The 14878-nt window shown below is 66.1% G+C and carries 11 protein-coding genes; 4 read left to right on the top strand and 7 right to left on the bottom strand.

Annotation, left to right across the window (positions count from 1 at the left end; translation table 11 throughout):
* The gene (locus ACIBK4_RS42420) at positions 1-1422 is read right to left on the bottom strand and encodes an MGH1-like glycoside hydrolase domain-containing protein (protein WP_399004099.1); all 1422 of its coding nucleotides are present in this window, start codon (positions 1420-1422) and stop codon (positions 1-3) included.
* A 120-nt stretch (positions 1423-1542) separates the two neighbouring features.
* Here ACIBK4_RS42420 and ACIBK4_RS42415 point away from each other — a divergent pair, with 120 nt between their 5' ends.
* Complete coding sequence (locus tag ACIBK4_RS42415) at positions 1543-2745, top strand: ROK family protein (protein WP_399004097.1); 1203 nt, start codon at positions 1543-1545, stop codon at positions 2743-2745.
* A gap of 441 nt (positions 2746-3186) precedes the next feature.
* Entirely contained in the window at positions 3187-5907 is a 2721-nt protein-coding gene (gene ppdK, locus ACIBK4_RS42410; RefSeq protein ID WP_399004095.1) for a pyruvate, phosphate dikinase, read from the top strand.
* 978 nt (positions 5908-6885) lie between these two features.
* On the opposite strand, the gene ACIBK4_RS42405 is transcribed toward ppdK, so the two are convergent.
* The 3 genes from ACIBK4_RS42405 to ACIBK4_RS42395 form a co-directional block, all read right to left on the bottom strand.
* Positions 6886-7521, bottom strand: coding sequence for a methyltransferase domain-containing protein (locus tag ACIBK4_RS42405; RefSeq protein ID WP_399004248.1), 636 nt, complete (start codon positions 7519-7521; stop codon positions 6886-6888).
* 339 nt (positions 7522-7860) lie between these two features.
* Positions 7861-9009: a cytochrome P450 gene (locus ACIBK4_RS42400; RefSeq protein WP_399004093.1), complete on the bottom strand. Its 1149-nt coding sequence runs from the start codon at positions 9007-9009 to the stop codon at positions 7861-7863.
* A 648-nt stretch (positions 9010-9657) separates the two neighbouring features.
* Positions 9658-10881, bottom strand: a complete 1224-nt coding sequence (locus ACIBK4_RS42395; RefSeq protein ID WP_399004091.1) for an MFS transporter — start codon at positions 10879-10881, stop codon at positions 9658-9660.
* Between the two features lie 69 nt (positions 10882-10950).
* Between ACIBK4_RS42395 and ACIBK4_RS42390 the strand changes: the two genes are divergently transcribed.
* A complete protein-coding gene (locus ACIBK4_RS42390) occupies positions 10951-11928 on the top strand; it encodes a DUF5937 family protein (protein ID WP_399004089.1) in 978 nt (325 codons plus the stop codon).
* A gap of 355 nt (positions 11929-12283) precedes the next feature.
* Here the strand turns inward: ACIBK4_RS42390 and ACIBK4_RS42385 are convergent, their stop codons facing one another.
* The 3 genes from ACIBK4_RS42385 to ACIBK4_RS42375 are packed head-to-tail and all read right to left on the bottom strand — an operon-like array spanning position 12284 to position 13931.
* A complete protein-coding gene (locus tag ACIBK4_RS42385) occupies positions 12284-13135 on the bottom strand; it encodes a helix-turn-helix domain-containing protein (protein ID WP_399004087.1) in 852 nt (283 codons plus the stop codon).
* A 24-nt stretch (positions 13136-13159) separates the two neighbouring features.
* On the bottom strand, positions 13160-13687 hold the full coding sequence (locus ACIBK4_RS42380; RefSeq protein WP_399004085.1) for a DUF6879 family protein: 528 nt from the start codon (positions 13685-13687) through the stop codon (positions 13160-13162).
* A complete protein-coding gene (locus ACIBK4_RS42375; RefSeq protein ID WP_399004083.1) occupies positions 13659-13931 on the bottom strand; it encodes a hypothetical protein in 273 nt (90 codons plus the stop codon). The genes ACIBK4_RS42380 and ACIBK4_RS42375 overlap by 29 nt, the downstream gene beginning before the upstream one ends.
* A 214-nt stretch (positions 13932-14145) precedes the next feature.
* Between ACIBK4_RS42375 and ACIBK4_RS42370 the strand changes: the two genes are divergently transcribed.
* The gene (locus ACIBK4_RS42370) at positions 14146-14535 is read left to right on the top strand and encodes a DUF6415 family natural product biosynthesis protein (protein WP_399004081.1); all 390 of its coding nucleotides are present in this window, start codon (positions 14146-14148) and stop codon (positions 14533-14535) included.
* Positions 14536-14878 lie beyond the last annotated feature (343 nt).

Genomic DNA, 14878 nt, shown 5'->3' with positions numbered 1-14878 from the left:
TCAGTCACGTGTGTCACTCATGTCGAACGTGCCGAGTCCCGCGGCGGACACGCCGTGCCCGGGGGGCTCGTGAAGCAGATCGAGGGTCAGCGCGGCGGTCCAGCTGAAGCCGGTCGCGCCGCACGCCTCGCCGTCGTACGGGTCGACGTACTCGGCGAAGTCGGTGGCGGCGGCGGTCTCCAGCACCGCAGTGCGCAGCGCCTCCGCCCGTGCCCGCTCGCCGTGCAGCCGCAGGCCGCGCTCCAGCAGCCAGCTCGTGTTGAACCAGGCCGGCCCGCGCCAGTACCGGTGCGGATCGAACGCCTCACCCAACAGGTCGTAGCTGGGCGGTAGTTGGGTGGTGTCCCCGAGCCCGAAGTGCGGGCCGGACGCCGTACGGACGAGGGCCGCCGTGATGTCCCGGGGCAGGTCGGGGAGGAGGAGCGGGATGAGCCCGGAGACGCTGCGCTCGGGGATCAGGCCTTCCCCCCTTACGTCCCGGCAGAAGAACATGCCCTCCGCCGGGTCCCACAGCCGGTCGATCAGTACGCCGGTGAGCCGCTCCGCGCGCGCGTGCCGGGCCGTGCCCGTCGCGCCCAACTCCCGTGCGATACGGGCCAGTGCGTGCTCGGAGGCGATGAGCAGCGCGTTGAAGGACGGGTCCTCCACCGCGAACTCGCTTGCCCCGTCGGCGTATTCGCCGTCCCGGTAGTCCGTCGCGAGGCGCACGTAACGGCCGTAGTCGAGGTCCGTGGGCCGGTCCTCGGCCGCTCCGTGGTCGAGGTCGGCGCGGCGGAAGGAGCGGGCCGGGGCCGGCGTGATCCGGCTCAACGGGGCGTCCCAGCAAGGGCTGTTGTCCATACCCTGTTCCCAGGGGTGCACGACGGACGCGAGCCCGCCCCCGCCCAGGTCCCGCCGGTGCAGCAGATAGCGGTGCCAGGCGGCCAGCCGGGGGTAGACACCGGCGAGGAAGCCACGCGCGCGGGACAGGCCCGGGTCGGCGCAGTGGACCAGCCACGCGGCGAGCGCGTGGACCGGTGGCTGCACGATGCCCGAGGTCTGTACGGTGCGCGGGGCGCCCGCGGTGCGCCCCGCGGTCGAGGAGCGCCAGAAGTCGGGGCTCGGGAAGTACGCGTCGAGCGGTACGGAGGGGTTGAAGACGATGTGCGGGATACGGCCGTCGCCCCACTGGGCGGCGAGCAGCGTCTCCAGCTCCGTCTGCGCCCGCAGCGGCGAGAGGTGCCGTAGACCGATCGCGATGAACGCGGAGTCCCAGGACCACTGGTGCGGATACAGACCGCGGGAGGGGACGGTTGAGGTACCCGTCCAGTTCCCTTCCAGTACGGCAGCCGCCCTGAGGTGCAGCGAACCTGACAAGGGTGGCGGATCGTATACGAAGGTGCGTTCCACGGGGAGGGCTGTGAGCTGGGCAGTGCGATCCACTCGGGACTCCACGAAACACATCGTGCCGACCGGTTCGGTCATGGCTACCGTAGGGTTACGTCTATTTAACACGCAAAACTCAATATGTAATGCAGGGTTGAGAAACACAAGGGGGTGCGCATGACTGGACGAGGTCAAGCGAGCGCCGGCGATCTGCTCGAACTGGTACGCACCGGGCGCGCCACGACCCGCGGCGCCCTCCAACAGGTGACCGGACTCTCACGCGCGACCGTCGGCCAGCGCCTGGACCGGCTCTTCCGCGCGGGCTGGCTGCGCGAGGGCGCGGGCGGCCCGGTGGACTCCCCGCTGGGCGGCAGACCCTCGATCACGCTGGAATTCGACGACTCCCATGCCGTAGTCCTCGCGGCGGACCTGGACACCCGCCACGCGCGCGCGTGCGTCCTCTCGCTCACCGGCGAGATCCTCGCCGAGCACGGCGGCACGCTCGTCATCGAGGACGGCCCGGACGCCGTACTGGGCGAACTCGGCCGCTGGTTCGCCGAGTTGTTGGAGAAGGCGGGACATCGGGCGTCCGAGGTCTGTGGCATCGGCCTCGCGGTCCCCGGCCCGGTCGACACCGGCACCGGCCGCGTCGTCCAGCCGCCGATGATGCCCGGCTGGGACGGTTACGACATAAGGGGCCGCCTGGCCCGCGCCTTCACCGAACACACCGGCGCCCCCCGGGTCCCGGTCCTGGTCGACAACGACGCCAACCTCATGGCCTACGGCGAACAGCGCACCGGCCACCCCGACTGCGCGGCCTTCGTCCTGGTCAAGGTCTCGACGGGTATCGGGGCGGGAGTCGTCGTCGGCGGTTCCATCTTCCGGGGGATCGACGGCGGCGCCGGCGACATCGGCCACATCCGCGTCCCAGCGGGCGCGCAGGCGCTGTGCCGTTGCGGGTCCTACGGCTGTCTCGCCGCCGTGGCGAGTGGTGGTGCCGTGGCGCGACGGCTGGCGGAGACCGGTGTGCCGGCGGCGTCCGGCTCGGATGTGCGGGACCTGCTCGCGTCGGGGCACCCGGGAGCGGCGGCGTTCGCCCGCGAGGCGGGGCGGCAGGTCGGGGACGTGCTGGCGACCGTCGTGACGCTGCTGAACCCCGGGGTGCTGATGATCGCGGGAGACCTGGCCGGCACGTCGTTCCTCACGGGCGTACGGGAGCTGCTGTATCAGCGGGCGCTGCCGCGCTCCACCGCTCATCTGCACGTACTGACCTCACGGCTGGGTGAGCGGGCCGGGCTGGTGGGGGCGGGGGCGCTGGTCGTGGAGCATCTGTACGCGCCGGAGCGGGTGGAGGAGCGGTTGCTCGCGCTGGGCATGTGAGGGCGCGGCGGGTGCGTGAGGTCCAGGGGCATGTGACGTCCGGGTTTCCGTCTCGAGACTCGTCCGGATGGTGAAATCCGGTCGGTTGTGGAAGCGTGATTCTCGCCACCTTTGATAGGGGTGGCGCTCAGGTGAGCGGATCTTGCGCGGCTGCACTTCTCCAAGGGGTGGCACTCCGTGCCACCCCTTGATCGTTCATCGATCGAAAACAGGCGAGCCGCGAACCGCTCAGGTGAGCGCAAAAGTGCGCCGATGGGCCGCACCGCGTTCAAGAAGTGAAAACATCCGCCGGTGTTCGCTTGCCGAGCTTTGACTTTCGATCCGCTGGCGGACTGCCGGTTACAGACGCATGACATGCAAGTGGACGTACCCAGGCGCCTTCGATCTGGGTATGTTCCTGGCCGTCAGGGCAGCCACCCGCGTCCCGAGGAGTCGAGACCCGTGTCGGAAAACAAAGAACCCCACGTAGTGAAGTTCGTCTACGACTTCACCGAGGGAAACAAGGACCTCAAGGACCTCCTCGGCGGCAAGGGTGCCAACCTCGCCGAGATGACGAACCTGGGCCTTCCCGTCCCTCCCGGCTTCACCATCACCACCGAGGCGTGCAAGACGTACCTCGACAGTGGGGACGAACCCGCGGCACTGCGTGACGAGGTGAGTGCACACCTCGACGCGCTTGAGTCGACGATGGGCAAGAAGCTGGGGCAGGCCGACGACCCCCTCCTCGTATCAGTCCGTTCCGGGGCGAAGTTCTCGATGCCCGGCATGATGGACACGGTTCTGAATATCGGGCTCTCCGACAAGTCCGTGCAGGGCCTGGCGAAGCAGGCCGGCGACGAGCGCTTCGCGTGGGACTCGTACCGTCGGCTGATCCAGATGTTCGGCAAGACCGTCCTCGGCGTCGACGGCGACCTCTTCGAGGAGGCGCTCGACAAGGCCAAGGAGGTCAAGAAGGTCGCCGTCGACACCGAGTTGGACGCGGCCGACCTGAAGAAGCTGGTCACCCGGTTCAAGCGGATCGTCAAGACCGAGGCGGGCCGCGACTTCCCGCAGGACCCGCGCGAGCAGATGGACCTCGCCATCCACGCGGTCTTCGACTCCTGGAACACCGACCGCGCGAAGCTGTACCGCCGCCAGGAACGCATCCCGCACGACCTCGGCACGGCCGTCAACGTCTGCTCGATGGTCTTCGGCAACCTCGGCCCCGACTCGGGCACGGGCGTCGCCTTCACCCGCGACCCGGCCAGCGGCCACCAGGGCGTCTACGGCGACTACTTGCAGAACGCGCAGGGCGAGGACGTCGTCGCCGGCATCCGAAACACCGTTCCCCTGGCGGAACTTGAGCAGATCGACAAGAAGTCGTACGACCAGCTCATGCAGATCATGAAGACCCTGGAGAACCACTACAAGGACCTCTGCGACATCGAATTCACCATCGAGCGCGGGCAGTTGTGGATGCTCCAGACGCGGGTGGGGAAGCGGACGGCGGGTGCGGCCTTCCGTATCGCGACCCAACTCGTCGACCAGGGGCTGATCGACGAGGCCGAGGCCCTCCAGCGGGTCACCGGGGCGCAGTTGGCGCAGCTGATGTTCCCGCGCTTCGACGACGAGGCGAAGGTCCAGCAGGTCGGGCGGGGCATCGCGGCGTCGCCGGGTGCGGCGGTCGGCAAGGCGGTCTTCGACTCGTACACGGCGGTGAAGTGGTCGCGTTCGGGCGAGAAGGTGATCCTGGTCCGCCGGGAGACGAACCCGGACGACCTCGACGGCATGATCGCGGCGGAGGGCATCCTCACGTCGCGCGGCGGCAAGACGTCCCACGCGGCGGTGGTGGCGCGGGGCATGGGCAAGACGTGCGTCTGCGGCGCGGAAGAGCTTGAGGTCGACACCAAGCGGCGCCGGATGACGGTGCCGGGTGGTCACGTGGTCGAGGAGGGCGACGTGATCTCGATCGACGGCTCCAGCGGCAAGGTGTACTTGGGCGAGGTCCCGGTCGTCCCGTCCCCGGTCGTGGAGTACTTCGAGGGCCGGATGCACGCGGGCGCCGACGACGCCGACGAGTTGGTCGAGGCGGTCCACCGGATCATCGGATACGCCGACCGCGTACGGCGGTTGAGGGTGCGCGCCAACGCGGACAACGCCGAGGACGCGCTGCGCGCCCGCCGCTTCGGGGCGCAGGGCATCGGCCTCTGCCGTACGGAGCACATGTTCCTCGGCGACCGCCGCGAGCTGGTGGAACGCCTGATCCTGGCCGACACGGAGGCGGAGCGCGAGGAGTCCCTGAAGGGTCTGCTCCCGCTCCAGAAGGCCGACTTCGTCGAGCTGTTCAAGGCGATGGACGGACTCCCGGTCACCGTCCGCCTGTTGGACCCGCCGCTGCACGAATTCCTCCCGGACATCACGGAGTTGTCGGTCCGAGTGGCCCTGGCAGAGTCCCGCCAGGAGTCCCACGAGAACGACCTCCGCCTCCTCCAGGCGGTCCACCGCCTGCACGAGCAGAACCCGATGCTGGGGCTGCGGGGTGTGCGCTTGGGCCTGGTGATCCCCGGCCTCTTCACGATGCAGGTAAGGGCGATCGCGGAGGCGGCGGCCGAACGCAAGGCCGCGAAGGGCGACCCGCGCGCGGAGATCATGATCCCGCTCGTCGGCACGGTCCAGGAGCTGGAGATCGTCCGCGAGGAGGCCGACCAGGTCGTGGCGGAGGTCGAGGCGGCAACGGGCACGTCCCTGAAGCTCTCGATCGGCACGATGATCGAACTCCCGCGCGCGGCCCTGACGGCGGGCCAGATCGCGGAGGCGGCGGAGTTCTTCAGCTTCGGCACGAACGACCTCACCCAGACGGTGTGGGGCTTCAGCCGGGACGACGTAGAGGCGTCGTTCTTCACGGCCTACCTGGAGAAGGGCATCTTCGGAGTCAGCCCCTTCGAAACGATCGACCGGGACGGCGTGGGTTCGCTGGTAAAGCTCGCGGCGAAGGCGGGCCGAGAGACCCGCCCGGACTTGAAGCTCGGCGTCTGCGGCGAACACGGCGGCGACCCGGAGTCGGTCCACTTCTTCCACGAGGTGGGGCTGGACTACGTGTCCTGCTCCCCGTTCCGGATTCCGGTGGCCCGGCTTGAGGCGGGGCGGGCGGCTTCGGCGGGGCAGGGGAGCGATCACCGGTAGGCCTACGGCCATCTGGACCCCGGAGCCGCTACCCGTCCCCGACCCTCAACCGATGGGCGGCGGTTCCGGATCACGAGGGGAGGGGCGGCACCCTGTGCGGGGGTGTCGCCCCTCTCTGCGTTGCCTGTGGGGTCTGTCAAGCCAAGTCGTTGACCCAGGCGAAACGGCGTTTGCTGGCGTTGAGCCCGTGCGAAGCCGTTGTGCCCTCAGGTTGGTGGACCCTGTTGGCTTGTGCGGGCAAGAGGACATGACGAGCTGCACGGTTGCGGTCGCCATTGGTCGTTGCTGGTCGTCGTTGGCCGGCCTCGGACGGCCCACGGGCGGCCCAGCGAAGCCGCCGAAGCAATGCCCGGCGCGTCGCCGGACATCAGCTTGGGAAGCTGGGGGCATTTGGGGCTGGTTGTGGCGCTGACCTTGGCGAACAGACGGGTGCCAACCGTGTCGGGCTCGGTTGTTTTCGCCGTGGTTCCCCGCTGGATCTGGTGCGATTGTGGTGCGAAGTCGAACGGTGCGCGGTCGGGTGTCGGGGGTGGGGTTGGATGGTCCCTGTTCCGGACGGCGTGCCGTTGTCGGGGTGCTCGTGAGGCAGCGCGGCACGCACGAACCGGGAGGAGTTGAGCCTTCTCCCCGCGTATTTGGTTGGTGCCTTGCGGGATGTGTTGCGCGTGATCGCGAGTCGCGGACAGCGTCATGCGGGCGACTTGGACGCAGACGCAGAATTCGACTTCTAACGCCGCAGTGCAGAAGCCCTGCCGCTGACAGGCCGGCGAAATCGAGGGCAGGGCGAGACGGTCCACAATAGGTTGGGTCGCCTCACCCTGCGCACCTTCTGATCCGTAGGATCGGGGGCCGTTGGGAAGGGAGCACTCCCTCGCCCGCCTTGATCGCTGGCAGCCGTGATCGTGGGACTGTGTGTGCCGCCGTTGCCATCCCACACAAGGGCTGCGAATGCCGGCACGGATGCCTGTGCCGGCGCCGCTAGGCCGGAGTATTGGCCTCGGTATGACTCGGGACGGGGCTCGCTGAGAACCATCCGCGATCATCGGTTAGGTATCGATCAAGAGTCAAGTTTGCAGCTCGGAGCGCAGCTTGGAGTTGAGACTCGCTCAGCTTCCGAGAGGTAAAACTTTGAGTCCAGAGCTGGTCACCGATGGCGTAGTCCATCGTGGCGGAATGCAGGTCCGCATCCTCCTTGTGCACGGATACATCTCGCATGCGGATCAGCATCCCATTAGGGAGCGTACGTTCCATAGGGGTGCAGTCCCATCCCGGCGGTTCTTGCTGAATTATGACGCGGCCGGATTCCGCAACGTGGCGTCGGCAACTGCTTAACAACCTATGCAGCACGTCCAGGGAAGGAGCGTTGACAAAATAGGATGCGAGCAGCACCACATCGAAGCGTTCCGTCAGATTAAGCTCCTCGATCCTGGCGCATTTGGTCTCAGCTCGATGGATTCGGGTTAGCATCTCAGCGCATTCGTCCACAGCCACCAATCGATGACCGAGTTCGACGAGTGGATGGGTGAGTCGGCCCGCGCCAGCTCCCAGCTCTAGGATGGTTACCGCAGGGGGTATTGCGGAGTTAATGATATCCGGTTCATCGCCTACGGGCATCCGCGCGAAGAATTCCACAGGGCTTCCGTCGGGAGCTATCACCCCTGGTCCGCTGCCGCCAGTTCCGCTGCCGCTTCGATTCTCTAGATTAAGACCGGAACCAACGGGCCGATTGTCAGTCACTTCGCAGGCCTCTCAGAGAAAGTTTGCGTCCATCATTCCCAAGCTCCCAAGCTCCCTGGCTGCCGGTGGCGTCGAGTTGTGCAACCCGAAGCGGTCCACATACTAAGGAGCCGGCAGACGGGACTGCTTCGGGCAGGTGTCTTGGGTGCCTCGGAACAGGTGGTTCGACAGTAATGCAACCGGCCCATGGGATCCCATGGTTTCCCTGTAGAATTATTACCGGGTATTGAGGTGCACGGGCAAATTGTCGAGACCGCGCTGTGTTGCTGTCGGTCGCTGTATGGGATCGCCGGCCAGATCGATGGGGAAGTTCTTTGAGAGGTCGGAGATCACCTCACACAATACCGAAATCGCGAGCCGGGCGCCCACGCACGAGTGAATGCCGCTGCCGAATCCGAGGTGCTTGGATGCATCGCGGCTTAGGTCCAGTTTGTTAGCCGCCTCGAATATGGCCTCGTCGCGGTTCGCTGAGGCGACGATGATGACCACGAAGTCCCCGTACGTAAGGGACTGGCTGCCCACCTCAGTGTCCTTGGCGACGGCACGGGTTTCGGCCTGCACGGGCCCGACGAATCGGACAAGTTCGTGCGCCATGCCCGCGGTGAAATCTCGCGGTTCAGGGCTGTTGAAATAGCCATGCTCGGTCAGGGTCCGTACGGCATTTCCTAGCATGCTGCTCGACGAAGAGTAACCCGCAACGAACAGAGCTCGTAGCGAGTTCAGCAGAAACAGACGATGGTCTTCCGCCTCCACTGCGTCGAAGCCAACATGGCTCAGAAGGCCGGTAGTCGGAGGTGAAACCACCCAAGGCTCGATGAGCTCGGAAAGATACGCCCTGGCTTCCATGCCAAGTGGGCCGTGCTCGGGTGCTAGCCCTGCATCCATGCTCAGGACGAGCTTGCGCAATGCGCTGCGGTAAGCCGTTTCATCGGCCTGGATTGACGGCATCCCGAAGAGCAGGAGCATGCTCCTTGTGCCCAACGGCTCGGCGAAATCGGTGACGAAGTCGAATTCAGTGCCGAGCGACCGCAGCAGTGTGGCTGCCTCCTCGCGCACGGCCTTGACCCAAGCGTCGAATTCCACTTTCCTCATCGCCGACAGGACCATACGACGGACCGTTGTGTGTTCAGGCGGATCGAGCGTTTGGAGACTGAGGAACGCTGGAGGTGCGTCGTCACCTACCGTCCGAAAGTCGGAGATGAAGGTCGACGGGTCTCGCAGTATTCGCTCGCAGTCACTGTGACGCGTCATTACGTAGGCGCCTAGCCCTTCATGCCAGTGCACCGGATCGGTCTGACGTAACTCCGCGTATCTCGAATATGGATCGGCGAGAAATTCCGGGGCTAACGGCGTGAAGATCTCCACAAGACTCTCCCTGTCCAGCAGTCAGGTCAAATTATGGAAACGGCAAGTGCGTTACTTTTAAACCGGCTTCAAGGCGAAGGGCGGACGAGCAATTGCGCTGCAAGGCCGCCCTCGCCCCTGTGGTCTTGCTTTTCACTGGAACATTAGTGGGCGTAGCGCATCGCAGACACCTCCCCGATTTTCCGATTGGACGAAGCGCGGAGAATAATTTACTCCTCGTGCACCATTAAGGGCTCATGTATGTGAGCGCATTCAGGCTCTCTCGCCAGAATTCCTCGATGATCGCTTCGCCCGAAAATCAAGCTAACGCCGTTCGTAAGGTCGCGACAAGGGTGCCTGATGCATCGAGAGAAGGTTGAATTAATTGAAAGATTTACTGATCATGTGGAACCGCTGATCGGAATGCTTGGCGGTGGCATGTCTGCGTCAGGGTTCACCTTAGGTTGCACGGTACGCATCAGTGGGTGAGGGGGCGTGTCGGTCGATGGTGTGCGGGTGAAGCTCCTGGTGGATGGACTTTCGGCCGAGGCTGTTTCAGGCGACGGCTTCGCGTGCTTGCCATCTCGACCGGGAGCAACATTTTCCGCGCGGTGTGACAGGCCGGGTGCGTCCCTCGCTCACCCGCAACGGCCTCTCAGGCGCTGGCGGTCAACAACCTGGACCATGGATCTCGTCGTTCAGGCCCGGTTGCTTGGCGCCTGCGGGTGCGGGCCGGAATCGTAGGACGAAGCCGGCAGCCAGGGCTCCGGTGCCTCCGATGACAAGGGTCGCGCGGGGCCCGGTGAGGGCCACGAGTGGGCCGGCGGTGATGTATGAGAGGGCCGATGCCAGTTGCGCTCCGCCGTACACCGTGCCGAACGCGCGTCCGAGCATGCGCGTCGGCACGCGTTCCTGGATCAGGGTGTCGATGCCTACGAGGGCTGCGGTGTTGCCTGCCCCGGCCATCGCCTGGCCGGCGCAGGCCACTGCCACCGAGGGTGATATCCCTGTCAGGATCATGCCGACGGCCCCTGTGGCGACGCCGCCTGTCAGCCAGAAGGCCGCCGGCATCCGGTTCGCTTTGACGGTCAGCGCCAGTGACGCGGCGACCATTCCTGCCCCGAACATGGCCGAGATGATGCCGTACTCGGCGGTCGGCCCGTGCAGCGCTCGCTGCACGAGGAAGACCAGTGCAACGTTGTCCACGGCGGCGAACGTCACGAAGACGAGCAGCCCCAGAAACAGCCGTCGTACGACCAGATTCTCGCGTGCGGACCGCAAGCCTGAAGTGGTATCGGCGAGGAGGCCGACCTTGGCTTTCGGGGCTTGTCGCTCCAGGGGTGGAAGCGGACCGAGACGGGTCAGGAGCAGTGCGGAAATTGCGAACGACGCGGCGTTCACGCCGAACGCGCCGGATGTCCTGGTGAGTCCTGCCAGGAAACCGCCGATCGCCGGACCGGCGACGATTTGCAGGTTCACCGCCAGGCCGAGCAACGCGTTGGCCCTGCTGCGGTGCTCCGCAGGAACCAGGCGGCTCACCGCGCTCTTCCCCGCCGGCGATCCGAAGGTCGCCAGCAGCGAGGCGAGGATCACCAGTGGCAACAGCGCCGGAAGAGATGGCTTGGCCAGGGCCATGACCCCGTACACGATTCCTTGCCCGGCCTCGCAACCGGCCAGCAGGCGGCGCTGGTCGACCCGGTCGGCGACTGCTCCCGCCAGTGGACTGGCCAAGAGCGGCAAAGCCGTACACGCCAGCACCAGGCTCACTGCGCCGGGGCCGGATGAGGCCGCGAACAGCACGAGGGCGATCAGGCCTATGCCGGTTCCAGTCGAGGAGATGGCCTTGCTCAGCCACAGGTAGCGGAAGAGGGGCAGGTCGCGCAGAAGAGTCACCGGTTCATGGTGAAGACAGGACCAGGAGGAGACACTAATTTCGGCTTCAGCCGAAACGAAAGGCATTCCGTGACCTTGCTCCTGAGGTTCCGCTCGGAGGAACTGCTGCAGTGCCGGTTCGCGATCTCGCCGCTGCACGAGACAGCCGGCGCATTGAGGTCGCTGTCCCGGTCCGGTGCGGCGGCCTACCATCTGCCCTGGCACCGCCAAGCCCGCGAACTGGTCCCCGGCCTGGACATCGAACCGCTGCTGGCGCTCCTGGCGGTGCAGGGGTATCAACCTGACTTCATCAACCCGGCACCGGATAGCCCGTTCACTGAGATCGGTGCCGAACTCGACAGAGTTCGTAGGACCCCGCCGGAGAAGGTCGCGGCGGAATTGGAGGAGTGCCTCGGCCCCGGCTGGGACACTCATCGTCTGCTGGTTGGCGGGCAGGCGTTCCACCGGCAAGAGACCGGCGACCCCTCAGCGGTGCGCGACGTGCTCGTGGACATGCTGGGACGAGCGTGGTCGGCGCTCATCGAGCCTTGGTGGCCCCGGCTGCGCGACGTGCTCGACGCCGATATCACCTACCGCGCCCGTCGACTCGCCGACGCCGGAGCCTCTGTCGTACTCGGCGAGTTGGACCCGAAGGTGTCGTGGAAGGACGGCGCGGTCAGGTTCGGCACATCCGACTCGCGGGAGATCGACGTGTCCGGCGCCGACCTCGTGCTGATCCCGAGCGTGTTCGTCTGGCCGGGCGCGGCGGTGGGCTTCGATCCGCCCGCTGTGAACTACCCGGCACGAGGGATCCATGGGCTCTGGCAGCAGGGCCGGCGTTCCGACGAAGCTCTGGTCCGGCTCATCGGTCGGACAAGGGCGATCTTGCTGACGGCCCTCGCGGAGCCGGCCTCGACCACCGGCCTGGCGGCTCGCACCGGGATACCTGTCAGTAGCGTGAGCGAGCACTTGAGCGTTCTGCGCGCGAGCGGGCTGGTGTCGACGACTCGAACGGGCCGCTTCCTCGTTCATCACCGCACCGCCCTGGGGCTGGCGCTGGGAAGCTGATCAGCCGGCACAGTTCCGACCGCCCGGCGGGCCACACCGCATGGTCACGTCCTCGCGCGTCGCATATGTGGCTACCGCGGCCTGGAAGTCCTCGGCCGCCGTGCGCCACGCCTTCCACTGCGCCTCGTACTCCCCACCCTCAAGACCGGTGAGCTGTCGACGGGCGTTTTCGGAGGAACGTTCCAGCTTGGTTAATTAATCTAAAATATCTGTCATGACCCAGATCTCAAGCTGCCCCCGGGACAGACCCGGGGATGCGGCTCAAGGAACGGCAAGGTCTACAGGTGTGGTGACGACGGCGAGTGGCAACCGAAGGGTGGATGTAGATCGACCGCCGATTGGTCAAAGTCTGGGGTCAGCGCAGGGCTTCGATGGCTTTCACGATCAGAGCGCGAGCGTCCGCACCGTACACGGCCATGCTGCGCAACCGCTCAAATGCCCTTATGTACAGGGCGATCTCGGAGGGCTGGGTGACGTTCACCTCGGCGGACACCAACTCGACGGAGACGTGCTTGTCGTCGTAGAGATGAAAGGTCTCCTCGGGCCAGTGCGTCCGACGGATGGTCATGGGGATGACGCCGAGGGAGACGGCCGGCAGGGCGCCGGCGGTGAGGAGGTAGCCGAGTTGTGCTGCCATCGCGCCGGTGTCGGCCACTTGGGAGTGAAGGACGGCCTCCTCGACGACCACGACGAAGCGGTGTCCCTGCTCGTGAATGATGCGGGAGCGTTCGAGCCGAGCGCGTGAGGCCTCCGCGCTGTCGTCGATGTCCAGGTCGTGGATGCCTGCGGCGATGCCGAGGACAGCGAGCGCGTAGCCCTCTGTCTGCAACAGTCCGGGGACGATGCTGGAGGAGTAGATCCGGAAGTTCTGGGTTTCGCGGGACGCCTGCATCCTGCTGTCCTGGATGTGACGTAGGCCGGCGCGGACCTGGTCGCGCCATTCCCGGTACATCGACTCGGCGTTGATGGACTGCACGACGAGACCCTGCGCTTGTCCGTCCGACCCGGTTGCGGTGCACCAGCGTCGGATGTCGTTCGCTGACGGGCCGGTGAGGGCGTTCTCGATGCGTGACGTCTTGGAGTAGTGCCAGCCGCACGCGGCAGCCAACTGCACGACCGTCAGGCCGGCTTCCTTGCGGAGGTCGCGCAGCCGGTGGGCGACGGCTTCACGTGCGGCCTGGGCAGAGGAAGAGGGCGAGGCGGGCATGGGTTGGCTGCCGGTGCTTTCTGGTCAGTGGATCTGGTACTGGTCGTGCGGGATCGCGCGCGCCCATACGGCCTCGAAGGACTCAGCGCACAGCTTCGCGGCGGCTGGGCCCTCGGAGACCTCGTGGCCGATCATGGCTCCGTCGCCGGAGAAGTAACCCCACCGGATTACCTGGTCGTCGAAGAGCCAGAAGTCGTTGCCCGGTAGGGCGATGTCCGAGGCGCGGCGGCGGGGCAACCAGCGCACCTGTTCCCCGGCGTGCACGTTGACGCCGGTGGAGGCGTGTTCGTAGCGGATGTAGTCCGTGACGGGTTCGGACACGATCCGGGCGCGCCGCACCGCGACGCCGCGCGCCACGGCACGAGAGACCAGGTCCACCCAGGGTGCCCAGTCCGGCGATCCGGGGTCTGTGTCGAGACTGCCGGTCTCCAGCCATGTCCGGAAGTCATCAGCCTCTGAGGCCACCCCGTAGTGATCTCGCATCTCAAGGTGCACAGCGGAGCGTGTGCACTCGTCCATGAGTTCAGCGATCGTCGGAACGATCGAGGGCATCGCACGCCTCCCTGATCATGTGCACCATCCTGGCAGGGACGCGGATCACGGCCTCGTCCACCGGAATACCGACGGCATGACCTGGCACTTCGAACGCGGCACACTCTGCTTCGAGTTGGGGGTCGGGCTTCCATCCTTGGAAGACGAGTTCGCCCTTCTCCTGGTCGACCCATACGGTCGGTGAGTCCCCGGTCTTGGTGTCGGGGTCGATCCCGATGAACCGTAGCGACGTGACTGTCTCCATCCATTCGATGTGCAGTTCTTTGCGACACGCTCCGGCAGATGGCGTAGCTGGTCAAGAGGATGAACTAGCCGCGGAACAAGGCTGGTTGGCATGAATGCAAGGATCTGCACATTGCTGGCTTTGGCGTCCATCGCGCTTCTAGCTTCGAGAGGCACGACGAGACCCGGCGACCATGCGAACGGCCCCGGGCGTGGCCGACTGGGCAGGGGTCGACATGGCGAACCGCACCACCGCAGCATCCGAAGGTACTGAGCGCCGGCAAGTCGATCGCCCTGACATCACCGTCATGCGCGAGACCGTGGGAATTCTGCTGGACCCAGACGCCGTGGAGCTGCCCCCAACCGCTGATGAACTAGAGACGCTGACGCGGATGATTCGGGGCCATCTGGAGTTGCTCATCCCTGAGGTCGAGCAGTCCGTCAGGCGGTTAAAGAAGGACAGCATCCCCCGGTACTGCGCGCTCGCCTGTGTAGGCGAGGCGCGGGGAAAACTCCGTGCCGAGCCGATCCGCAGATTCGGCGTAGAAGTCGGCTATGCCCGACGCCTGGCGCGCACCTTGAACGCTTTGTGCGACCACTACGAGAACCTCGGTGCGCGCTCGTGACCGCGCCCGTCGACGACCCTTCGACGCGCTCCGCCGAGTGCGCGGTGGCCGCCCTGGACGGATACCAGGAACTGCACCATGAATGCCGTCAGACCAAGGACATCCCACTACCCTACGGGGGCGGCCTGGTCCTGGTACGACGCTGCACCTGTCCCTGCCACACGCGTATGGCGGGTGCGTCATGACCCTGCGCTTCTGCCGCTATTGCGACGAGCCGATCACCGATCCTGACGACGCAGTTCACTTTTGGCACGAGGAGAGCATGAGCGGACCGGGGCGGGACGTGTGGGCACACCGCGAGCACGCCGGCCTCGTCGAGCCGGACACCGCGCTGGTGCGCATC

The sequence above is a fragment of the Streptomyces sp. NPDC050528 genome, from assembly GCF_044457795.1.
GTDB lineage: Bacteria > Actinomycetota > Actinomycetes > Streptomycetales > Streptomycetaceae > Streptomyces.
Note: the sequence above shows the minus strand (reverse complement) of the source record. Positions and strands in the feature narration are given on the sequence as shown.